The sequence below is a fragment of the Nostoc sp. genome (assembly GCF_036919615.1).
Taxonomy (GTDB): domain Bacteria; phylum Cyanobacteriota; class Cyanobacteriia; order Cyanobacteriales; family Nostocaceae; genus Nostoc.
Genome location: NZ_JBALCN010000001.1, coordinates 76,100 through 99,739, shown reverse-complemented (window position 1 = coordinate 99,739; position 23,640 = coordinate 76,100). Strand labels below are relative to the sequence as shown.

Sequence of the window (23,640 nt, the reverse complement as noted above, 5' to 3'; positions counted from 1 at the left end):
TTGTCTAATGACCAATGACTAATATTCAATTAGAGAAATAATTGGCACGTCCGGCAAATATTTACGCCCTTCTAAATCCCGTAGCTCGATAATAAACCCAAACCCTACTAGTTCGCAGCCAATCTTCTGGACTAACTTTGCTGTTGCACTCGCAGTTCCACCTGTGGCAATCAAATCGTCCACAATCAAAACTCGGCTACTTTGCTGTAAAGCATCTTGATGCACTTCCAGGCAGTCGATACCATACTCTAGGTCATATTCAATTGAGTGAACCGCCGCTGGTAACTTCCCTTTTTTGCGGACGGGAATAAAACCAGCCCCTAATTTATAAGCCAGAGGTGAAGCAAAAATGAACCCCCTGGACTCCATACCAATGACATAATCCGGCTTTATCCCAGCTTCATTGCATTTTTGTGTTAAAAAGTCAATAGTATAGCGTAGTCCCTCTGGATCACGCAGTAGCGTAGTAATATCCCGAAATAAAATTCCGGGTTTGGGGAAATCTGGGATGTCACGAACGAGAGACTTCAAATCCATAAAATGGGGAATAGGAGTAGGGAAAGTTAGGGGTGAAGAGTGAGAAGTTATTAATTTAAATTAAATTCATAGCTATCCGAGTCCCCAATCCCCAATTTTCAGATACCTGAAAAATCGTACACTATAATGTCATACGCTGGGGGTCGAGGCTGAAGCTTCGCCCTTTATTGACGATAATTAGAATCTAAACCAAGCTAGAAAAGGTATTGCATTAAGAAATGAGGTGAATTAACTGATGTTTTAAAACTTTAATTTCAATATAGGGAAACCTTTGAGTAGAAAGAGTTAAGTAATGTATATATCAGGTAGTCATACTCCTGCCACAAGTCTAATGTTCAAGTCTTGGCTACCGATCTTAAATTTGTTTTAACTAGTCTGTTGGAACCGCACAAGGTATTTATAGAATGAATGTCTCAGCAAGTTTAACGCCGTTCAACAGTCCAATCCAAGAGTCACTGCCGATGGTTCTGGACACTTTACCAGATCCTGCGATCGCTTCCAAGACGTGTCCTCGGAGAACGCGGTTGCAAATTGACCTGATTTTATTGGCAATTGAAGCTTTAGAGCTTGGTGGTTCGGAAGCAATCCTGGCTTTTGCTCAAGAGTTGGATCTAAAAGGAATTGTTAAAGATCGGGTGAATTTATGGCGGATGCGTAGCTCTAACCCGCTACGAAGAGCGCACATGCGCCGTCCCTTAACGATTATGGAAGCAAAAGCTCTGGTGGTCATTGCTTGCTACATAGCGCGGCGTTTAACTGTTGTCATCCGCCAGTTACTAATGATATGTCAACAAATGGAAGAAAAGCAGATTCCATTAGAACAGAATTTGCGGCTATCTAATTATTTAGAGCGGTTTAGAGCGCATTTTAAGAGCCGGATGAATGCTCGACGTTCTGGTCTACTGGCATTAACTTCTGATGAAAAATTAGATGAGCTAGCGATAAATTTGTTAGGACAATTACTATTTTGTACCGGTACAGCTGGAATGCAGCGGTTCTGGATTAGTCTTTTTGACGGTGAAGTGGAATGAATATTCAACGTAAATACAGTCTACCTAATTGTACACTGCTTCTAGAAGGGTTAAGTGATGTCACTAGGGCTGCACACTTCCAGGAAATGCGCCCGGAATTATCAATATTGGTAAATGTAGAATGCTATTTATCTGGTTACAATCAACCTCTAACGGGAGGGCGGGAATTTTTTGAAAGTTTGGTAAGGGCTGTTAGTGGCTATGCCCAAGAATTTTTAAGTAGTGTACCCAATCCGCAAGCCCACAACCAGGAATCGGAGCTAGTAGAGTTTCAGAAAGTTGATAGCAACCGACACAGGCTAATTGTACATTCAGAAGGTGCTCCAGAGGGTTTTGAGTCTCACTCTAACAATTCCAAACGTCCGCCGATTGAAATAGATTTGAATACAGTACAGTTGTTTGATTTAGTGGAAGCAGTGGATCAGTTTTTTGCTGATAGCCAAACTTTACCAGAACTTTCCTTAGAACTACAACCAGTTACCAGACGCTATGGTGGTGCTAGTCAGGCTTTTATCAGGCAGGCAGTTCCTGCTGCTGTGGGAGTATCAACTTTAGCAGTAGCAGCGATCGCTTTTAACTTGATTCCACCTCCCCAAATGCATCCACCACAGCCTAAGCCAGATGAGCAAACTAGCTCTACAACAAAAAGCCTCACTCCTCCAGCATCAGCGGCTGCAACTCCTATAGTCGCTGCAACGTCCACACCAACGCCCACAGCTAGCACAAAACCAGCAGTTAAAGATTTAGAAGCACTTTTAAATACAGTTTCGGAAATTACTGATCCATCCCAGCTACGTGCATTGAATCGCCAAGTGTATAATCAAATTCATCCAGCTTGGACTAATCGCTCAGGATTGCAACAGGATTTGATCTATCGTCTGGGTGTAGCTGCGGATGGGGCGATTGTCGGTTATAAAGCGGTAAATAAAGAGGCGAATCTAGGAGTGGGGCAAACTCCTCTGCCTAACCTACTTTATAATCCTGCCAACCGCGCTCCCATTTCTAATGAACCAGTCGCCCAATTTCGAGTAGTATTTAATACAAAAGGTGTACTAGAAGTTAGCCCTTGGCGGGGATATGCTAGTACACCAGAGGTAGTCGGTGCAAAAATTACTGACTCTAATATAGTTAAAGGTTTAAACCAAAAGCTTTATAATGCAGTTCGCCAAACTTGGAGTGGCACTCCCACATTTACGCGAGATTTGAAATATCGGGTAGCGGTCAACAAAGATGGTGTAATTGCTGACTATGAACCACTCAACCAAGTCGCTTTTGACTATTTCCGGGAAACACCCCTTCCGAAGATGTTCAACGCTATCTACGGTTCCAATGTAGCAGCCCCCAATGACAAAGAACCTCTCGCCCACTTCCAAGTGATATTCAAGCCTAGCGGCAAACTTGAAGTCACTCCTTGGCAGGGATATCAGTAATTGGGCATTGGGCACTTGTACTGAGCCAATGTAAGAGCGTCTCTACAAGAAGCCGTAAAGCCTGCGGCATAGCTACGCTTAAAGCGCAGCCTCTCCTTGGCGCAGCCTCTCGTAGAGAAGAGTTGTATTGGGCATAAAGAAGTTTTAGCCTATTCCCGATCCCCAATACTGGCTCTTCTATTTCCGATGGATTTAAGATCAGCATTAATCTTGGGTAAAAGTTCATTAATCGCTCTTTGAAGAAACCGCATTTGCTCTACCGTGTATACACAAGTCTCAAGTAGTTGATAAATCTCAGTTTTACCCCACCCTAACCCTCCCCTTATAAAGGGGAGCCACTGCGTTGGGCGGCTTTGCCGACTTAAAGCAAGTGGCGTGAGGGAACAAGATTTCTTATTTCCCCCCAATATATCGGGGGGATTAAGGGGGGTAATTCGACTTGTGTATAGACGGTAGCCTGAGTAAGGAGAGGGATGTCCTTTCTTGACAGGGTGAGGTTTTGGAGGACTTTTGGGTAATTAGATAACTTGTGTGTACACCCTAGACAAGCGAAGAGAGTAAGATTCAACGTTTCTCTAAGTAGAAAAGACTAACAGCAGGATTTATCAGACTACTTGCCACCAACCGAAGGCTGGGCCGATAAAACGGATAGTTACCCATCCTATAACCATAAGGCCAATGCCTATCCAGGCACCACGAGTAGTCCAAGCGACAAATAGTTCGGCTTGAGTTTTTGTGATGGGAAGCCAAGTCAAGATCCGAGCCTCTTGACCATATGTTTCCCCTAATGTGGTTTTACGACGCTTTGCTTCACCCATAATCAACAACTCAAATTCTATTTAGGTTCTAAATTTATCTTGCCAGGAATGATGGCTACTCCAGAGGCGATGAATCGCATCACCTTCATAAGCTGATAATAGTGCTTGCTTTTAGACGATCGCGCTTTGGTTGACAAAATTTAAATTGGGCATTGACAAATGACCTTAAGCTGAATTTTCTTCACCAGTGTTAGAAAACAGACTGGGATCGAGATAGTTAATGCGTGCCAGAGGACTTAAAGCTGCAAGAATTTGAGCGCCGTAGCTGCGGTTAATTACACGACTATCAAGTAAAGCCACTATCCCTTGACTTTCTCTGACTGGAGCGATCGCCCGTTGTAATTCATTCAAGGCAGCTGGCAACAAATATAAACGAAACCAATCTTGATGCGATCGCTTATAACGAGCTACCCTACCAGCTACCAGGGGATTTTCCAAAGATGGTAAAGGCAAAGTAGCAATAATTAACAGATGAGGTGCAGGCAAAACTCGTTGATGTTCTCGCCAAAATTCCCAACCGCTAATCAAAATACCATTTTCATCCAAACAAGTTTTTTCTACTTGCACCCGCGAACCAAACTCTGAGGCCAAAATTGTCGCAACTTGAGACTTGAGTGGTACATCCCCCACTAAGACAACCGTCAATCCTGGTGCTGTAGCACTTAGACAAACCAGTGTGCGGACTTTATGAATAAATGCCGCTTGAAATTCTGGCGTGTTAGGTAGGGGCAACTTATAGGGTACATACAGTTGAATTGCTTCTGCTTGACTCTCTGAAGAGAAATTCAGGCAAGTTAAATCGTCCAAACCCAAGCGCTGTCGGAAAAGAGGAGCCTCAGTTTCCGGTTCTATAGCGCTGCCAATTAAAACTACTGGTTGTCGCTGCCAAATGGGTGAGAGGATTTCGCTTAATTCCATTGGAGCGTAGTGCAAAGAAAATAAACCTTGTCGATGAGCAATAGTCGCCCAGAAGAGAGGAGGGGGGGCAGGGGGAGCAGGGGGGGAAAGATTTTCATTAAGGGTTTGAAATTGTTGCCAGAATTGTTTCCAAGGTTCTGGCAGTGCTTGTACTGACTCTAAAGCAGAATAGAGACAACTTAAAATTTCTATTTCTGGCTGGGAAATTAGATAGCACTCATAGGGATTAGCAGGATGCTGAAAAAGTTCGTGTGTCAGTTGTATCCGTGCTTCGCGAATTGCCTCAGCTTGGTTTGGGCAAGCCAGCATGAGTTGATCCCAATCATCGGGTTGAATATCTTGGGTAAGTTGATGACGTACCCAATCTTCTAGATCATCTACCCCATCAATAATTGTGGGGATGCCTTGGGGAAATCGATCGCCACCAGCAAATTGCCCTCTTAACCAAGCTTCTGGGGAGGTTAACAGTAGCCCTTGAAACTCAGTACCAGGCCAAGCGTCACCTGTCCTAATCGGTTTGTTGGCTGGTAGCCACTGCTGTAGACGGGGAATTTCTACCCGTAGCAGAAGTTGCTGCACCGCTTCTTGAGCAACAATAATGACAGGGCCATGCCACATCAGGGCTGATGCTACGAAACTGGTACGATACCGCCCTTGATAGCCACAAACCGCCCCTACTTGAATTAGGGCGCTACGTCCCAGGCGCAAGGCGCGTGCTACCAACCGTGCCATCGTCAAATGATGGGGCCAGGAAGGGAACCCCGCTTGCGATCGCAAAAAGTTATGTAGTGACAAATGAACTTCTGCCTCAATCACACGCTTTTAATTCCATACAAAGTGACTTTTACTTCCAATTGCCCCATTTCTATTATGTTGTCCTTTGTCATTTGTCATTTGTCCTTTGTTTTTGACTAATGACCAATGATTAATGACCAATCACCCAATACCCTAAATTATGCCAACTTACACAGGAATTTCCAGCGAAGCCTTCAGGCATCCACTAGATCGCCAAGCCGAGCAAGCTTTACGAAATTTACCGGGATTTGATTTAATCGCTCGTAAATTTGTGGAATTTATTTACGAACGCCCTCAATTAGTCTATCTAATGGGTAACGCCATTCAAGTCGGGCCGCGTCAATATTCCACTATTTACCAGATGTTTCGGGAATGTGTCCGAGATTTGGACATTTACCCAGAACCTACACTGTTTGTCTCACAAAATCCCCAAGCAAATAGCTATGCGCTGGGGCAAGAGAATCCTTATATAGTCATAAATACAGGGATACTAGACTTACTAGACGAAGCCGAGATTCGGGCGGTGCTAGCCCATGAACTGGGGCATATTAAATGTGGTCATACTATTTTAATTCAAATGGCGATGTGGGCGATGAATGCTGCTTCTGCCTTGGGAGAATTGACCTTTGGTATCGGTAATCTTGTAACACAAGGCTTGATTTACGCCTTTTTTGAGTGGCGGCGGAAAGCCGAGTTATCGTCAGATCGCGCTGCACTACTAGTGATGGATGACTTGAATCCCGTGATGTCAACGATGATGAAACTCTCTGGCGGTAGTAACAAATATGCCAATGAATGTAGTTTACAAGAGTTTATCAAACAGTCAGAAAATTATCAGGCACTGGATGAAGATGGACTGAATCAGGTGTATAAATTCTTAATGTACAATGGCGCTCAGGGTACGATGTTAACCCATCCTTTCCCAGTTGAACGCTTGCATTACTTACGGGCGTGGGCAGTATCCGAAGAATACCGGCAAATTCGCCGAGGAAATTATCAGCGATCGCCTGCTTCCGGATCAGTAAATGTTGCAGCCGAATCTTCCGCAAATGAAACAGAAACTTTACGCCGTCAAATTGAAGAATTACAACGAGAAATTGACAGAATGAGAAGACCTGATATTAATTCGTAATTAAGGAGCAATCACGTAGGGCGGGCGCTGGCGCAAGTATCAAAATGGATATTTCAGCATTAGTAAATAGTGCTTACCCTACTTGATATTAATGCAAGATGTGTATAATACCACGTCAATGCACACTTGGGGGTGGGATGAATCAAGATTCAAAATTAAGACTTGAAAATTGCTTAACTATATCTGAGCATTTAATTAGATGTAGGCATTTCTCAATATGGCAATTCACTTGACAAAACGGCTTTCTGTGTTCGCTGCTATTCTAGCTCTTGTCCTTTTCATGCCGGGAATTGCCTTAGCTGCACCCGTTCAACTTCATACTACTTCTGGTGTCATTTTCGCCCCAATTACCAAAACTGCAAGCTACTCCACCTCGTCGGAGATTAACCTGACTCCCCTACAAAGCCAGCAACTCCAGGCTGTGCGTCAGAGAAGAAACAGGGAAATTGAGGCAGTTTTGAACACATCGCAACGTGCCCAACTTACTCACAATCTCCGGGCTGGTAATAATATCAATCAAGCCCTAGTAAAACTGAATTTGCAACCAGAACAGCAAGAATTGGTAAAGGCGATCGTGCAATTTACTAACTTGAAAATGAAAGCTGTTTCATCTAGGCATACGCTAAAAATAGTACACAAATAAAGTTTGACTTACAGAGTAAAATTTTGAGCCTTTGTTATAAAAGATATCAATAATATTTTCTCTGACAGCCTTTTGGATAAAATGCGAGCAAGCGATCGCACTTTTTCTTGTAGGTATCTTACCTACTCAGGACTTACGCAAGAACTCTCTGAAACTCTTATTCCTTTGTGACGGCAGTCGCTACAACGGGAGGAACCCCGCAACGCGCTGCCTCTTTTTTGCGTCCTTCTCTAACGAGACGCTGCGCGAATGCGGTAGCCTGCGGCAAGCCGATTCTCTACGTTCGCGCAGCGTGTCGCAGACAGACGCTCCGCGAATGCGTCTACGTTTTTTCATGGTTTTGCGTAAGTCTACTATTGCCCAATACGCTTGAGTTACAACGTATTTCAGGTAAATGAAGTACACGGGTAGGGGCACAACCTGAACAACAGCGATATCTGGTTCAGGTTCTGAGTATTGGCTCAACTGAATGGGATCTTGCATCCGAACTAAGACAACTTCTGCTAGCGATGCCTGCGGCAGGCTGCGCCAACGCTTGAGATAATCAGATGCACACAGTGTTGTCGCTGCGTGTGGGGGATTTTTGGCACTCATGGGGATAACTTGCCCATCAATCAGTTCTACCCGTTCATCGGCTGTGATAATATCCGTTTCAAACATCCGGTGATATTCGTTTACAGTTCACAGGCGGACTCTAGTTTGTGTCATTGTGTATTTCCTTTCGCGATGCCTGCGGCGGACTACGCCTACGCACATCACTTTTAGGCGATATGATCATCTGCAAAGTGCAAATATCTCTTACTCTCAACTTTTGCAACATCTATAATTAATCTTGCCCTCTTTAGTTCGTTACCATGTCGGAAGAAGATATCCGAGCCGCAAGGCTGGAGAAAGTAGAACAACTCAAGCAGCTAGGGACTAATCCCTATGCCTATCGTTGGGAATCTACCCATCATGCAGCCCAATTGCAAGAACAATTTGCTGATTTAGCCAGCGGTGAAGAAGTTGATTTAGAAGTTGCGATCGCCGGACGCATTATGGCGCGTCGCGTTTTCGGTAAATTGGCTTTCTTCACTTTGCAAGATGAAACCGGCACAATTCAGCTTTATCTGGATAAAAATCGCATCCAAGAAGGGATGGCAGATATTGATGCTGATGCCTTTAATCACTTGAAACAACTTACAGATGCAGGCGACATCCTGGGAGCCAAAGGTACTATTAAACGGACTGAAAAGGGCGAGTTATCTGTCTACGTTAAACAATATACTATCCTGACTAAATCCCTGTTGCCCCTACCTGACAAGTGGCATGGATTAACGGATGTTGCCAAGCGCTACCGTCAGCGCTACGTTGACTTGATTGTTAACCCGGAAGTGCGGCAAACTTTCCGCCGTCGCGCTCAAATTACTGCTGGTATCCGTCGCTATTTAGAAGAACGGGATTTTCTGGAAATTGAAACACCAGTTTTGCAAAGTGAGACTGGGGGTGCAGATGCGCGTCCATTTATCACCTACCACAACACTTTAGAAATGGAATTGTATCTGCGAATTGCCACAGAACTTCATCTCAAGCGGTTGATTGTGGGTGGTTTTGAAAAGGTGTTTGAATTGGGGCGCGTTTTCCGCAATGAGGGAATTTCGACTCGACACAATCCCGAATTTACGACAATTGAACTTTACCAAGCCTACGCCGACTACAACGATATGATGGCGCTGACTGAGGGGATTATTACCACTGTCGCCCAAGAGGTACTCGGCAAGCTGGAAATTACCTACCAAGGGGAACCTATAGATTTAACACCACCTTGGCGGCGGGTGACAATGCACGATTTAGTTAAAGAAGTTACGGGTTTGGATTTTAATTCTTTCCAAACTTTGGAAGAAGCAAAAACAGCAAGTAAAAATGTTGGCATTCCTGGTGTAGATGAAGCCCAATCAATTGGTAAGTTACTAAATTTAGCCTTTGAAGAGAAAGTAGAGGCCAATTTAATTCAACCTACCTTTGTAATTGATTACCCTGTAGAAATTTCGCCGTTAGCAAAACCCCACCGTTCTCAACCTGGTTTGGTGGAAAGATTTGAGTTATTTATAGTAGGGCGAGAAACTGCCAATAGCTTCTCAGAACTTACCGATCCTATCGAGCAAAGAGAACGCTTAGAAGCACAAGCTGAAAGAAAAGCTGCTGGAGATTTGGAAGCGCAAGGTGTAGATGAAGACTTTTTGATAGCCCTTGAATATGGAATGCCGCCTACAGGTGGTTTAGGGATTGGAATTGATCGGTTGGTAATGTTATTAACTGATTGTGCCAGTATTCGGGATGCGATCGCCTTCCCTCTCCTCAAGCCAGAAGGCAGCGTTATTAAGCAATTTAGCTACGAGCCAAAAACTCAAACACTGACTATTGAATTTGATAGTGGAAGTGTTTACGAGTATTTCAAAGTACCTCCTAGTGTCAAAGAAGACTTAGACAATGCACCATCTAAAGGTCAATATTTTAACAAGTTCATTAAAGGGAAATTTAAGTATGAACAATTGAGTTGAGATAGTAACTGCTATTCAACAGTAGGGTGCGTTAGGCAAAGCCATAACGCACCATTTTTATAACTCAATCTTTTATTGCCTAAGTTGCACTCCCGTAATCTATATGATATTCCTTGTAAAGAATAACAGGATTGACATTCCCCATAAGGAATACTAGACTGTGAGGTAGGAAGTGACTTGGACTTGGGAACTTTATCAAGATGCAAATGGGGAAATCCCCAAAGATTTACTTGCTTTTTTCATCAGAATGATTCCTGAAGAGGAGAAACCAGAAAATCCACTAAAGCCGTTACTGAGTGCTTCCGAAACCAAGCGTCTGCAAGTTAATCTTAGTTACCTGTGCGATAAAGGACTCGCATCACTTACCAGTGGCATCTTTGAGAAACTGGAAGATGATTTGTATGAATTACGTATGACTAAGAGCGAACATAATCCACGGTTTATCTTAACGGCTGCTACTCCTCAAAGGTTTGTGGTGCTACACGCCTTTATGAAGAAATACGACAACGCTATCAAAGATAGAGATAAAGAACCTGCAAGAGTGAGATTGCATGAATTGCAGCAGAGGGAACAGTGATGAAAAAGCCTAATTTTCAAGCTTGGTTACAGCAGAAAGTCAGCGACGATTCAGAGGTGATTCTGGCAGGGAAGTTAGAGTATTTGCGTCTTTATCTCACCGATGCCATGCGGGAAATACGTAATAAAGCAGGATTAACTCAGACGCAGCTAGCGAAAAAACTGGGAGTACAGCAAGCGGCGGTGTCCAAATTGGAGTCGGCATTAAAAGAACATGAGTTGGAATCAGTGTTGCACTATTTACACGCATTGGGTGCAGATTTGCTCGTAGCTGTCAAACAAGGGGATGAATTATATCAAGCCAGCGATAACGAAGGTTCATTGCTGGTAGATGTACCAGATGTAGTTGCACAAAAAGCATTGGCGGCAAACATGAGCGTGCGGGAATATGTGCGTGTAGCGATCGAGAAGTTTTCCAGCGAGGATGATGGACTAAGAACAGCTTTGGTAAAACTGCTGGAAAGTGACGATTCGGTAGCGGTGAAAGTAAGAGCGCGTTTGGGTACAAGGACAATCCAAGAAGTTGCTGTAGAGTTGGAAAAATGTTTGAGTCTATTTGAAGAAGAAGATAGGCTTTTTTCTGTCAAAAATGTTTTGGCTGCTAATGTGGCAGTTGGAGAAAGTAATCGCGGAACTAGTGATGAAATTGATGAAATTGAGTTGTTAGATTTAGCTGAAGAATTACTGAGGAAGTTGACAGAAGTTTTAGGGTAATACCATTTCTTTGTGAGGCTGCACCAAATTTTCTTGGCTTCTTATTTCTTTCTTTATTTGTGTCCTTTGCGTCCTTTGCGGTTCGTTCCTCATGTAGTTTGGCGCATCTTCAGACAGAATTGGTATAAGCATCACTAGTAGCTTGACTGAATAAATATGGTAAAAGGATTTGGTACAGGACAAAAAAATCTTAAAAAAAGACGCAAAGACTATATAGATTTTTTGCGAAAGATATTATGGGTAATTAGAGAGAGTAAAACTGATATAAAAGCGGTTGATCGATTGCTTAAAGAGAATTTAGATAAACTGGATAATAATTTACCCTCTTTACTACGAGATTGGGCAACTGTAAGCCTACAAAAACTGGAGATAGATCAAGCTTATGAAAGAGCTTTAGCTATTGGTAATTTCAGCAAAATAATACAAGAACTCCCGGAAATTGAACCAGTCAGGAGAGCTACATATATTGAAATTGCTATTGTTGGTTATGAATTAGCACTTTTAGTTTTTACTCAGGAGTCATTTCCTGAAAGAAGGGCTAGGATACAATATGATCTAGGTAATGCCTACTGTGACCGTGGTCGCGGTGATTTTGAACAGAATCTAAAGCAAGCAATTACAGCATTTCAAGATGCTTTATCAGTCTACACTTACGAGAATTTTCCAGAAGATTGGGCTAGCATCCAAAATAATTTAGCAACTGCTTACTCTGATTGGATGGGTGGTAATAAAGAGGAAAATTTGGAGCTGGCAATTTTATGCTGTAACAATGCTTTACAGGTTTATTTACGAGATAGTTACCTAGAAGACTGGGCAATGGTTCTAACTAATTTAGGTGCTGCCTATCGCAAAAGGATACAAGGAAATCCAACAGAAAATTTAAATAAGGCAATATGTTGCTACAAAGCTGCTTTAGAAAAACATACCTATGAACGCTTTCCAGAAGATTGGGCCGGACTGCAAAATAATCTTGGTAATGCCTACCGTGAGCTTTTTGAAGGGAATCGGACAGAAAATTTAGAGCAATCGCTTTTTTATTTTAAGGCTGCTCTGAAAGTTTATAAACGTGAAACTTTGCCACAAGACTGGGCAATGGTTCAAAATAATTTGGCTCTTACTTACTACGAACTAAGGCAGATTGATCAAGCAATTATCTGTTTCAGATTATCTCTAGAAATTTATACACCTAGTACCTTACCAACAGATAGTCTTGGATATGCACACAACTTCGGAGAAAAATGTCTTGCGGTTGGGTGTTGGACAGAAGCAATTGAGGGATACCACTTTGCTATTGAAGCGGTGGAGCAAATTCGTGCTTGGAGCCTTTCAGAATCGCGTCGCCAAGGAATTATAGAAGAATTCATCGGTGTTTACCACAATATTGTTCAAGCTTGTATCAACGCTGGAGAAATAGAAAAAGCTTTTGAATATTCAGAGCGATCGCGTTCCAAACTCCTGGTAGACTTAATGGCAGGTAACGACCTCTACAAAGGTGACGAAATCCCCCCAAAAATCCAAGAGTTATTGCAGCAGTATGAAGAACTGCAACAACAAATCGACCAAGAACGCCAAAGCCATAAATCCGACAATAACCGTAGTGAAACACGCGCTGCATTCCAAGCTTATAATGAAGCGATCGCATTTTTAGAAACCCAAAAACAACAAATTTGGGAAAATATCAGACGCGAAGATCCTGTATTAGCTGGGGAAATTCAAGTTAATCCCCTTAGCTTGTCAGAAATTCAAAAGCTAATTGACCAGCCCAATACAGCTATTCTTAGTTTCTACACTACCAATAGCGACACTCATATTTTTATTGTGCAGAAAAACCAAATTACACTCCACACCTGCACAGGACAAGGGTTAGATATGTTACAAGGCTGGATTAACCAGATTTGGTTATTACCTTATATGAATGATCCCAAAAAATGGGAAACTCAAATTAACAATATTCTCCGCGAACTAGCTGAACGCTTGCAAATACCTGAACTTATATCCCAACATCTTGAAGTAATAAAAGAATTAATTTTAGTCCCTCACTTGTTACTGCATCAGATTCCCTTCGCTGCTTTGCCTACAGGTGAATATCATGAATATTTAGGAGATAAATTCCTAATTCGTTATACCCCAAGCTGCCAAATTTTAGAATTTTGTCAACAACGCGATCCTGTAGGGACATTTAATGAAATATCTCTACAATATGGAACTGTGCAAGATGCCGAAGATAACCTTCCCTGCGCCAGATTTGAAGGCGAAAAACTCGCTCAAATGTATAACATTCCACCAGAAAACAGATTAATTGGCAGCAGTCAAGCCACCTCTAACAACTATCGACAGTTAGCACAACAAGTTCAAGTACTTCATTCTTGCCACCACGCCCAATCTCGCCTCGATAATCCTTTAGAATCACAGTTAAAATTAGCTGATGGTAGCATCACCTTGGGGCAATTGATGACACCAACCTGGCGTTTACCTCAACTTGTAGAAGTGTTTCTCTCTTGCTGCGAAACTAATTATAGTATTGGGACGATTACTATCTTACTCATCAACCTGATTTGGATTTGGTAAAAATTCAGGATTTAAAGTTTTGCCTAAAGTATAAGGGCATATTTCTGGAAAAACCTGTTCATCTAACTCAGTTTCTCGAATCGCCAAAGCCAAGCCTAGTTCATAAATAATCAAGAAAACTTCATCTAAATAAGGTTTCGAGCTAGGGCTATCTTGCAGAAGCAGCTTAATTTGAACACGTTGCTCTCGAATTGTACCCAACCAGCTATTGCTACGTTTTTCTAGTTGAAATTGCCATTTCAGTAAGTGTCCTAGCAATACTCCCAAACGATTTCTCAATTCTTGGCGTTCTCTTCTGCCCAAAGTTTCAATTTCTTCAATCAGGTTAACGGTATCTAATTGATCCCACTGTTGAGTTTTGAGCAAGCTAACCTGTTCTTGAGTCCAACTATAGAAATCTGTTTCATATAGATGAGATGTGTACATCTTTTCAACAGTCATAAGCTTTTATTTAGCAAAACCCCATAATGACTTTAAATAATCAATGGTAGCGCGATGCCTACGGCAGCAAGCTACGCCTCTCTGCTATATAAAAAAATATTGGGTGGAGCGATGCCTACGGCGGCAAGCTACGCACCACCCAACCTAAAATAATCTAAAATCTAACGACTAATTCGCTACTTCAGCCAGTTCAATAACGCGCCCTTCATAGTCCTTAACCAAAAAATTCAGGGGCTTCTGATTACGAATCTTGAATTTCAACCCACGCGTTTCGACTCGCATTAAAATCATTTCCAGGCAGTCGTGGTCAAAGCAAACGTGGCGTTGCTGATTTTTGCTACCTAAACTCGCGCCAGTAATGACGTGTAGCTGGGTATTTTTCTTCAATTGATACCACAGCCCATCGTTGGCATTATTCATCATTTTGCTAGACAAGCTCGGCCCAGTAGACATATATAGTGGATCAATGCCAGTTGCGCCTATTGTTTGTTCGTAGTTGTAGTAGTAGTGCAAGGGCACCTCAGCTGCTGGCAAATCTAGCAGCCCTTCATACAACTGTCGGGCAATCTCCAAATCTGACACCATTACAGTGTGTACTTTTGGGGCACTGGTGAGAAACATCCACATGGCACCAGCATAAGCTGCTAGCAGCATCACCATAATGCCTTGGGTGGAGAACAGGCTATCTAAGGGCAGGGAAGGCAGAAAGGAGCCTAAGGTAAGGGGACTGAGCAGGAACGATATCACACTAACTGCTATAACCATGAACAAATAAGGATTCTATAAGGGAGTCAATTTTATGATTGTCGATTCAGACTAAAATTAAGTCTTTGTTTCTAGTTTATCAATACTCAAGTAGTCTGAGTCTCATCTACAAACTGAGCAACACCAAGATATTATGCGATTAACTACGGGAGTGCAATTCCCTAAACTATTTTAACAACTATCAACTCAAAGGCTTGTGCAAATTCCTCATTTTCCTGAAGCTAATCACCCCCTGGTGAAGTCGCTGTTTCATCACAGTGACCATGAATTACTGACTTTGTTTAAGCGCTATCCAGATGCCGGAAAGTACTTTACGGTGATTTTTTGCCGCTATAGTCCGATAGTGTATACCTTAATTCGTCATTCGGCGCGATCGCCTGTGCAGGCAGATTATCTGTTTGCCCTCACCTGGCGGCATATCTACTACGAACTCAGTGGACTAAATTTAACTGACTCGGAATCAGATGAGGAAGCCTTAACCATGCAAAATTGGTTAATTAATATGACGGCTTTCTGTATTAATGAAATTAAGTTACCACCTACAGAAGCAATTCATTATTCTCTCCAAGCGACTTCGCCACCGCTATGGTGCTATGTAGAACAGGCGTTAGACCAACTACCAGCAGTTTTGCGATTAATCGTGTTAATGGCTCAAACTTTCCACTGGAGCGAAACCAGAATCGCTGCTTATCTGCAAGCCGAAGGAGAAGCGATCGCTCCAAGTGAAGTAGCCAATTTTATCCAGGAAGGCTATCGTATGCTAGAGGACAAATTACCCCTAGATATCCGTGCCATCTACTTTGGGGAAGATTTACCTAAATCCTGAATCAAGTATAAACGCGTATATTGATTGTCTTCAATTAAAAACTTAAAACTTCTTCTAAGACCTTGTACTTAAACCCGCAACTTTACGGGTAATTTTTATGAAACAACGGCTTGTATTTCCCAGGCAAAAGCTAGACTTAATTTGTGTAAGTAAGCCAGTTCGTTGCTCTGGTCAAGAGAGTTGTAGCAACTGGCGTGCGATTTCTCATTCTCAGGTACTTTTGCCCTGCTTTTTATTGTTTACTTTTTTGCTGAGTCCGATAGCGGCGAGTGCGGCTGATATTACCCAACAACTTCACCGCCCTTTAAATAGTTCCGTTGGGCGACAATTAAGAGATGAAGCAGACAGCTTGCTGAGTATCGGTGAACAACAATACGCCTCAGGATATGCCGATAAAACAATTGCGTCTTGCTTGCGAGCATTGGAATTATATCACTTAATTGGCGACCTGAAAGCACAAGGTCTAACTTACAATTTGCTTGCTAAGGCTTATGTCCAGCTAGGTAGTTTAAAAGAGGTGGAAGATTCTTTACGACGAGGATTAGCGATCGCTCGTGATACTCAAGATTTCCAAGCTCAGATTTTTGTGCTGAATAATATTGGTACATTACTGCTGCAACAAGGAGAATCTGCTGCTGCTGGTAAAACTGTTGTAGATGCACTCACAATTGCTCAGGGTGTGAAAAACATTGAAGGAGAAGGACTATCTTTGAGTAATTTGGGACTAGTAGCAGCTAGGTTGGGAGATTATAACAAGGCGATTAAATTGGATGAAAATGCTTTAATTTTCCGCCGTCAGACTGGTGATGCCATCGGTGAAGCAAATACTTTGAATAATTTAGGAGATGCTTACCTAGCATCTGGAAATTATCAAGATACCATTGGCACTTATGGTGCAGCAATGCAGATAGCTAAAACTAACCGCGATCGCACTAATGAATTACGGGCAATTGACGGTTTAGTGAAAGCTCACAGTGCTATAGGACGCTACGAACGGGCCTTTGACTTGCTAGAGCAACGTTTAACACTCTCTAAAGAATTGCAAAATTTGCCAGAAGAATTAAAATCTTTTGAGTCCTATGCTCAATTATACGAGCAGCAAGGTAATTACCTAACTGCCCGCAATTTTTACGAAAGGGCGATTATACTGGCACGGACATTGGAAGACAGCAAGCAAGAAGGGCAATTGCAGGATCATCTAACTAAAATGCTTCAGCGGAGGTAGGAGTCATTCAATTTTGGATTTTGAATTTTAGATTTTGGATTGGGGACTGACAAATAAAAAAATACTCAACTACTTCTTGTGGGGTGGGCGACACGAGCGCCTATAGCCAAGGGCTGACTTTTTGGTTCACCTCATAAGATTGGATAATTTATTTGTTGTCAGTCCTTTGAAGGAGAAATTTAAAATTGGCAGAATTAGAACTAAAGAGTTGTTTAATTGTTAACGTTTTACTACACAAAACCGTCCCTCTCCGACGGGCGAGAGGGACAGATTTGAACTAAAGTTCAAGTCAGGGAGAGGTTCATCGAACTCACGTTTGATTAATTCAAGAACACTGAACCGTTTCGTTCAATTCTCATAGCACTTCTACCCTGTGTTGCATCAGTGGCTTCCTTAAATGTAACTTCCAAATTTCCTGGTTCTGAAGAAGGTTGTGGAGTCACTATCAACTGTCCGTGATCTTGTCGTTCAAATGTCACCGTTACTGGTGCTTTTAGACCTTGCAGTGTTACATCTGACTTACCTTGTAGCGATCGCGCTGCCGTATCGCCAATCACTTGGAAAGTTACATTAGCCGCAGTGTCATTTACCAACTTGATATTAACTTTACCATCTGCTAGTGCGATCGTCGCACTTGGGGTTTGCGATGGTTGTAGTAGTTGTGGTTGGTCAGTAGAAGCCGCCCCTGGTGACGGCTGTTGAGCTTGATCACCAGGAACTGGGCGTGGTGGTATGACACCTGGTTGTGGAGTTTCACCGCCGACACCCAATTTTGTTTGCTCTTGTGATGTGGTAGCAGGGACGGGAAGAAGCCCTTGAGCAGCTAGTCTTTGTGTTAGCGCATTCGGAGGACATCCCTGCGGTACCACAACCTGATTATTATGTGGTTCTTCGTAGAAAATCCTCGGACAAGGGTTAATCTTGGGAGTAGACTGTTGTGCTACTGCTTGAGAAATTACTGGCAGACTAATCAGTAATCCCCCAAAAATAGCACCAAATAACCCAGTAGATTTGCGGAACTTTTGAGACTTTATATTCATTATTCACTCCTAGAAAAACTTCAATTTTTCTTTCTTTAATGATTTCTCAAGCAGTAAATTAAATTAGTGGTGATCAGCCGTTGAGTACATCTATTTCTAATATTTAACAAACAACTCCATTTTTCGGATCTAGCTAAGGACGCTAAAATCATCTAAAAAAATAAATATACTTCATTCTCAAGACTGAAAACCTTAATCCTTAAATTAGACCACAGACTTGAATCATTGTGATTAAGCAGATTTTTGTAACAGTCAAATTGTCTTATTTTATATACTGCTAGAAAATAAATTTTCTGGCTAATAGTTAAACTTAGCTTGAATGGACAGAAATCTTACATCTATCACAGGAAAGAAATATTTCTTGCCGAATTAAGACTCAAGAGTTATTGGTAAAGTGACAGTAAACGTGGTACCAATGCCTTGGGTACTTTCAACTTGAATATGACCCTGATGATGTTCCACAATAGCTTGAGCGATCGCTAATCCCAATCCTGAACCTGTAGCGCTGGCTGTAGCTGTACTCCCAATCCTATGAGTACGTGCCGGATCTACCCGATAAAAGCGGTCAAACAAGCGTGGTAATGCTTCTGCTGGAATTCCAACTCCGGTATCACTGACTTTAATTTGCAACTGGGCACTGGTGTAACGTAGTCCAGAAACGTGATTTATTCCCTCTATCCGTGTTAACTCCACTTTCACCCGTCCACCTACTGGACTATACTGTAAACCGTTAGCAATTAAATTTGTGAACAGCCGCACCAGTTGATCCCAATTACCCACAAGGGTAAACCAATTTTCCAGTAATTCCGGGCTAGTTTCGCAGGCAGGAGGATCAACTAAATCTAGAGAAAGGGCGATTTCTTTTTCAGAGACTAACAATTGTTGTTCTTCAACAACCTCCATCAGCAAAGCGTCCAGTGGACAAGGTGAAAAAGTCTCTTTGCTAATCCCACTATCTTGCCGTGCTAGGAACAGTAAGTCATTGACTAACTTACCCAAACGCTGCGTTAACCGTTCCACCACCTTTAACTGTTGCCGATACTGCATAGAAGTAGTCGTTTCTACCTCTGCTAAATCCAAGTCAGCAAGGGCGACTTGCACATTGGTTTGAATCAAAGTAATGGGACTTCTAAGTTCATGGGAAGCATCAGCAGTAAATTGTTTGAGGCGTTGGTAAGACTCTCTTACAGGTTCCATCGCTTTGCCCGAAAGAAACCAGCCACTTGCACCAACAGAAAGCACCATTAATCCAATACCTAGCGCCAAATCAAAAATTAACTGGCGACTGGGTTTAGTGACTTCAAACCAGGGATGGCTTACACGCAAATATCCTAAAACCTGGCGTCCCATTTGCACCCGTTGTGTGACTTGTCGCAATAACAGTACTGAGTCAGGAGTAAGGAGGACTGAATCAGGAATTTTGAATTTTGAATTTTCCCTCTCTCCCTTGACTACGCGCACAGTTTCACCAGTACGGTTGGCATGAATAGGAATATTTAGGGGTTCGGATAGCGTTGACCAAAGTAATTCACCATTCGGACTAAACCATTCTAGGTCGATGTGGTCATCTTCTACGGTATCGGTATTGTCACGAAAACTGGCTTCTACATTAATGCGAAATTTATCTACATCAGCATTAATTGGCTCAAATATGAGCGTAGATGCACAGCGGCTAGTTGTAAGACAACGCTCCACTATTTCTACTACATGGTTAAGGGTATCATCAATCCGCTCAATCAGTGTACTGCGAACGTATAAATAAACGCCGCTGGCAAACAGTAGTAGTAATACAGCAGTGACGGCAGTGTACCAAATTGCAAGACGGCGGCGAGTAGCCTGAAACATAGTTATGAGTTATAAATCTTCGTGCTTTTTAACTGAATATGCCAGCTGTGCACACTTACGAAAACTTGTATTCCAGATGATTGAAATTGACTGTAAAACGTAGATATGGCTATTCGTTGCCTTAGTGTTATGCTCAAGCACCATTTAACTTACTATGTTTATTGTCCCCCTGTTAAATGGCCCACATCTGCCTGCCCTTAGGTGATTATGGCAAAATCTAAGAAAAGCGCTACCCCAATCAATCTCAATGATCCACAATATTATCTTAACCGAGAGTTAAGCTGGTTAGAATTTAATGCCAGGGTGTTACATGAAGCCTGTGACGATCGCACGCCCCTTCTCGAACGCCTCAAGTTTTTGGGAATCTTTAACTCTAATTTGGATGAGTTTTTCATGGTGCGCGTTGCTGGTTTAAAGCAACAAGTAGAGGCGAAAGTCACTCTGTTAACTCCTGATGGTCGAACACCACAACAACAGCTAGATGATATTAGGTCTACCCTCACTCCTCATGTAAAGAAACAGCATCAACATTTTGAGCAAGTACTTCGTCCCCTACTAGCAAATCATGGCATCCATATCCTGGATTACATAGATTTGAATCAAAAACAGCGGACTCATCTCAACAGCTATTTTGAGGAACAAGTTTTTCCAGTTTTGACTCCCCTGGCTGTTGATCCCAGTCATCCCTTTCCTTTTATTTCCAATCTCAGTCTGAATCTGGCTGTTGTGGTCAAAAACCCAGACACCGAAGAAGAATTCTTTGCCAGAGTTAAAGTCCCCAGTGTTCTGCCACGATTTTTACCGATACCGCCGGAATTGGGAGATCAGAACAACGAAAAACCTGCCCACTGGACTGGAGTACCTTTAGAACAAGCGATCGCTCATAACTTGGAATCTCTATTTCCTGGGATGAATATTCAAGAATATCATCCGTTTCGTATTACCCGTGACGCTGATTTAGTCTTAGAAGAAGATGAAGCAGATGATTTGTTGTTAGCGATCGAACAGGAATTGCGAAAACGGCGGCTAGGTGGGAGTCCAGTCCGGCTAGAAATTCAGTCCCAGACTCCTGAAATAGTGCGATCGCGATTATTGCATGATTTGGAATTAACAGAAGGTGATCTTTACGAAGTAGACGGTCTTTTAGGACTGCGGGATTTGATGTATTTTATGGCCTTGCCATTGCCGGAACTAAAAGATCCACCACGCCAATCTGTTGTACCAGTACGCCTGCAAAGGCTGAGAGAACCGACTTTAGACCCAGATTCATTGGAGACAGACGAAGGAAAAGACTTTTTTGCTGTGATTCGGGAAAAGGATTTGCTAGTACATCATCCCTATCAATCCTTTTCGGCTACAGTGGTGCGCTTTATTACCCATGCTGCCTACGATCCGAATGTGTTAGCCATCAAGATGACTCTTTACCGGACTTCTGGCGACTCGCCCATAGTCAACGCTTTAATTGCCGCTGCTGAAAATGGCAAGCAGGTATCTGTACTGGTGGAATTAAAGGCGCGATTTGATGAGGAGAATAATATTTACTGGGCAAAACGACTAGAAAGAGTTGGAGTTCATGTTGTCTATGGTTTAGTGGGGCTGAAAACTCATAGCAAAACCGTCATGGTGGTACGGCGCGAAAAAGACCGGATACGTCGCTACGTGCATATTGGCACAGGTAACTATAACCACAAAACGGCACGGTTGTATACAGATTTGGGATTGTTCAGTTGCCGTGAAGAATTGGCTGCTGACATCACAGATTTATTTAATTTCTTGACAGGCTACTCACGACAAAAGTCTTATCGAGAGTTGCTGGTTGCGCCTGTGAATATGCGCGATCGCTTTTTAGCACTAATTCACCGCGAAATCGAAAATGTTCAAAATGGATTTTCTGGACGCATTGTTGCCAAAATGAATGCCCTAGTCGATCCAGAAATTATCGCCACTTTATATGAAGCTTCCCGCGCCGGAGTGCAAATCGACTTAATTATCAGGGGCGTTTGTTGTTTGCGCCCAGGACTCAAAGACATTAGTGAAAACATTCGCATAATCAGCATTGTTGGTCGCTTTTTAGAACACTCTCGGATTTATTATTTTCATAACAATACACAGGAGGAAATCTATATCGGCAGTGCCGACTGGATGCGCCGCAACCTAGATCGCCGAGTGGAAGTAATTACCCCAGTGAAAGACCCTGATATTGCCAAAGATTTGCAAGAAATTATGGGAATTATGCTTGCAGATAATCGCCAAGCTTGGGAATTACAAGCCGATGGCACTTACATTCAACGGCGTCCTTATGATGATTCTCCAGAAGCTAATTCACAAAAAATTCTGATGAATATGGCATTACGCTCAAGTGGTGTAGCCTCAAACCGGATTGATTAAAAAAGAAAATTACTTATACCTTGACAACTAGCTCAACTTAGTTTTTTTTAGAAAACTTGAATTTCTTGAGAAGTTATCTAAGTTGTTTGTCATGGGTTCACACAAGTTATTCAACCATAGGATAGAGTCAGTGCTGGCACTTGTTCTCATAGACTGGAAAGGTTATTCTGAATAATTTTTTCTTTCCCCTCAATGTTAATGTTATCCTGTGAGCTTTCTACCTTGCGTGTTCTAGTAGTTGATGACCATGAACTGACTCGTTTAACCTTACAATTGGTTTTTTCTTGCCAGGAAAATATTCAAGTAGTAGGTTTAGCAAGTAATGGTGAAGAAGCTATAGAAATGGTTAAACGTTGCCATCCTGACGTGATTGTTCTAGATTTACAGATGCCAGTCATGGATGGCTGGAGTGCGTCTAGTCACATTAAAGCTATATCTCCGAACACCCAGATCCTTGCTTACTCCTCAGTGGAAGACGTAAATTTTCCAGGGACAAAGGCAATGTCTAGCTTTGATGACGTTTGCAAAAAAGATGTACCTACAAGCGAACTTATTGCCTTAGTTAGACAGTTAGGTCAGCGTACAGGAGATGGTTCAGTTGCAGGATAAATGATACAGCTATATTTCTTGCATAATTCAGGTTTAGTTCAATTCTGGGGATTTGAGGACATGATACTACTAAGGAGCGTCGGTATAGCCTGAACTTGACAGTTAGACCGACGCAGTTTTTGATAATTTCTACTCTACCGGAATGGTTCGTCTAAATTCATCAATCAACTCATCTAGTTCTTCCAAAGCCTGATTTACGTCAACTCTCAAAGTTCCCAGGTTTGGTTGCTCCAGTAGGCTTAATAGGTACTCGCGTTTACTTTGAACTGCGACAATTCGTTCTTTTATAGTCAGTAGATCCATTATTTTTTTCCTATCTTTAACTACCTTTAAATTTAAAGTTAACTCAAAATCAAACATTCTGGGGCACTATACGCCCTTAGTAGTCCGCTACACTAACTTTCCTCACTGAAAAAAAACTCTCCGTGTCTCCCATACCCCTACTCTTAAAGCAAGTTTACGCGCAGTCTCTCTGAATCAGAGAAATTCTAAACTAAGTAAGTCAGAAGTTTCTGACTTCTCTTTGTGTCAGTGTTAACCCGGCAATCTTGAGTTGGTTGAATACTACTGCTTAGTGACCACTCGCTTCTCTACGAGACGCTGCACGAACGCTCGAAGTCAAAAGTCAAAAAAAAAACGGATACAAGCCCACTTCGGCTACGCTCAGTGCATCGCCTAAATTTATTTATGAAAAAAATAAAAATATTTGAACCGAGATGTGTAGCACTTCTTTTCAACGCGTCCTTATTACAAGCCTACTTCGACTACGCTCAGTGCATCGCCTAAATTTATTTATGGG

20 protein-coding genes and 1 pseudogene are annotated in these 23,640 nt (G+C 42.3%); 12 read left to right on the top strand and 9 right to left on the bottom strand.

The features are described 5' to 3' along the window. Positions 1-18 precede the first annotated feature (18 nt). Positions 19-537: an adenine phosphoribosyltransferase gene (locus V7K48_RS00460; RefSeq protein WP_335068563.1), complete on the bottom strand. Its 519-nt coding sequence runs from the start codon at positions 535-537 to the stop codon at positions 19-21. Between the two features lie 404 nt (positions 538-941). Between V7K48_RS00460 and V7K48_RS00455 the strand changes: the two genes are divergently transcribed. Next, a complete protein-coding gene (locus tag V7K48_RS00455) occupies positions 942-1,568 on the top strand; it encodes a DUF3038 domain-containing protein (RefSeq protein WP_335068561.1) in 627 nt (208 codons plus the stop codon). Then, complete coding sequence (locus V7K48_RS00450; protein WP_335068559.1) at positions 1,565-2,998, top strand: DUF4335 domain-containing protein; 1,434 nt, start codon at positions 1,565-1,567, stop codon at positions 2,996-2,998. The genes V7K48_RS00455 and V7K48_RS00450 overlap by 4 nt, the downstream gene beginning before the upstream one ends. A 605-nt stretch (positions 2,999-3,603) precedes the next feature. Here the strand turns inward: V7K48_RS00450 and V7K48_RS00445 are convergent. Both V7K48_RS00445 and V7K48_RS00440 read right to left on the bottom strand, forming a co-directional pair. Continuing rightward, positions 3,604-3,816 (bottom strand): DUF2839 domain-containing protein, encoded by a 213-nt coding sequence (locus tag V7K48_RS00445; RefSeq protein WP_335068557.1) that lies wholly within the window; start codon positions 3,814-3,816, stop codon positions 3,604-3,606. Between the two features lie 165 nt (positions 3,817-3,981). Next, positions 3,982-5,550, bottom strand: a complete 1,569-nt coding sequence (locus V7K48_RS00440) for an ATP-dependent DNA helicase (RefSeq protein WP_335068555.1) — start codon at positions 5,548-5,550, stop codon at positions 3,982-3,984. A gap of 139 nt (positions 5,551-5,689) precedes the next feature. Here V7K48_RS00440 and V7K48_RS00435 point away from each other — a divergent pair, with 139 nt between their 5' ends. After that, positions 5,690-6,661: a M48 family metallopeptidase gene (locus tag V7K48_RS00435; protein WP_335068553.1), complete on the top strand. Its 972-nt coding sequence runs from the start codon at positions 5,690-5,692 to the stop codon at positions 6,659-6,661. A gap of 217 nt (positions 6,662-6,878) precedes the next feature. Next, complete coding sequence (locus tag V7K48_RS00430; protein ID WP_335068551.1) at positions 6,879-7,304, top strand: hypothetical protein; 426 nt, start codon at positions 6,879-6,881, stop codon at positions 7,302-7,304. Between the two features lie 180 nt (positions 7,305-7,484). Here V7K48_RS00430 and V7K48_RS00425 read toward each other — a convergent pair. Then, positions 7,485-7,967: pseudogene (locus V7K48_RS00425) on the bottom strand (Uma2 family endonuclease); the annotation flags it as partial. Positions 7,968-8,158: 191 nt separating this feature from the next. On the opposite strand from V7K48_RS00425, the gene lysS reads away from it, so the two are divergent. The 4 genes from lysS to V7K48_RS00405 all read left to right on the top strand — a co-directional run bounded on the left by lysS (position 8,159) and on the right by V7K48_RS00405 (position 13,702). Continuing rightward, complete coding sequence (lysS, locus tag V7K48_RS00420; protein ID WP_335068549.1) at positions 8,159-9,844, top strand: lysine--tRNA ligase; 1,686 nt, start codon at positions 8,159-8,161, stop codon at positions 9,842-9,844. 172 nt (positions 9,845-10,016) lie between these two features. Continuing rightward, the gene (locus V7K48_RS00415) at positions 10,017-10,421 is read left to right on the top strand and encodes a type II toxin-antitoxin system RelE/ParE family toxin (RefSeq protein ID WP_335068547.1); all 405 of its coding nucleotides are present in this window, start codon (positions 10,017-10,019) and stop codon (positions 10,419-10,421) included. Then, complete coding sequence (locus V7K48_RS00410; protein ID WP_335068545.1) at positions 10,421-11,134, top strand: helix-turn-helix domain-containing protein; 714 nt, start codon at positions 10,421-10,423, stop codon at positions 11,132-11,134. Before V7K48_RS00415 ends, V7K48_RS00410 begins: the two co-directional genes overlap by 1 nt. Before the next feature lie 156 nt (positions 11,135-11,290). Then, a complete protein-coding gene (locus V7K48_RS00405; protein WP_335068543.1) occupies positions 11,291-13,702 on the top strand; it encodes a CHAT domain-containing protein in 2,412 nt (803 codons plus the stop codon). Here V7K48_RS00405 and V7K48_RS00400 read toward each other — a convergent pair. Continuing rightward, the gene (locus tag V7K48_RS00400) at positions 13,673-14,128 is read right to left on the bottom strand and encodes a DUF29 domain-containing protein (protein ID WP_335068672.1); all 456 of its coding nucleotides are present in this window, start codon (positions 14,126-14,128) and stop codon (positions 13,673-13,675) included. The genes V7K48_RS00405 and V7K48_RS00400 overlap by 30 nt on opposite strands. Positions 14,129-14,311: 183 nt before the next feature. Continuing rightward, positions 14,312-14,908 carry a glyoxalase-like domain protein gene (locus V7K48_RS00395; RefSeq protein ID WP_335068541.1) on the bottom strand — a complete coding sequence of 199 codons (597 nt, stop codon included), beginning with the start codon at positions 14,906-14,908 and terminating at the stop codon, positions 14,312-14,314. A 196-nt stretch (positions 14,909-15,104) separates the two neighbouring features. Here V7K48_RS00395 and V7K48_RS00390 point away from each other — a divergent pair, with 196 nt between their 5' ends. Together V7K48_RS00390 and V7K48_RS00385 are read left to right on the top strand one after the other, a co-directional pair. Next, on the top strand, positions 15,105-15,734 hold the full coding sequence (locus V7K48_RS00390; RefSeq protein ID WP_335068539.1) for a sigma-70 family RNA polymerase sigma factor: 630 nt from the start codon (positions 15,105-15,107) through the stop codon (positions 15,732-15,734). Between the two features lie 97 nt (positions 15,735-15,831). Further along, complete coding sequence (locus tag V7K48_RS00385) at positions 15,832-16,959, top strand: tetratricopeptide repeat protein (RefSeq protein ID WP_335068537.1); 1,128 nt, start codon at positions 15,832-15,834, stop codon at positions 16,957-16,959. Positions 16,960-17,279: 320 nt separating this feature from the next. On the opposite strand, the gene V7K48_RS00380 is transcribed toward V7K48_RS00385, so the two are convergent. Both V7K48_RS00380 and V7K48_RS00375 read right to left on the bottom strand, forming a co-directional pair. Then, positions 17,280-17,999, bottom strand: a complete 720-nt coding sequence (locus V7K48_RS00380; protein ID WP_335068534.1) for a hypothetical protein — start codon at positions 17,997-17,999, stop codon at positions 17,280-17,282. A gap of 369 nt (positions 18,000-18,368) precedes the next feature. Beyond that, positions 18,369-19,844 carry a sensor histidine kinase gene (locus tag V7K48_RS00375; protein ID WP_335068532.1) on the bottom strand — a complete coding sequence of 492 codons (1,476 nt, stop codon included), beginning with the start codon at positions 19,842-19,844 and terminating at the stop codon, positions 18,369-18,371. Between the two features lie 207 nt (positions 19,845-20,051). Here V7K48_RS00375 and ppk1 point away from each other — a divergent pair, with 207 nt between their 5' ends. Next, entirely contained in the window at positions 20,052-22,232 is a 2,181-nt protein-coding gene (ppk1, locus tag V7K48_RS00370) for a polyphosphate kinase 1 (protein ID WP_335068530.1), read from the top strand. A gap of 192 nt (positions 22,233-22,424) precedes the next feature. Then, entirely contained in the window at positions 22,425-22,841 is a 417-nt protein-coding gene (locus V7K48_RS00365; RefSeq protein ID WP_335068528.1) for a response regulator, read from the top strand. 129 nt (positions 22,842-22,970) lie between these two features. Here V7K48_RS00365 and V7K48_RS00360 read toward each other — a convergent pair whose 3' ends face one another. Beyond that, a complete protein-coding gene (locus V7K48_RS00360) occupies positions 22,971-23,144 on the bottom strand; it encodes a hypothetical protein (RefSeq protein ID WP_335068526.1) in 174 nt (57 codons plus the stop codon). Between the last annotated feature and the right edge of the window lie 496 nt (positions 23,145-23,640).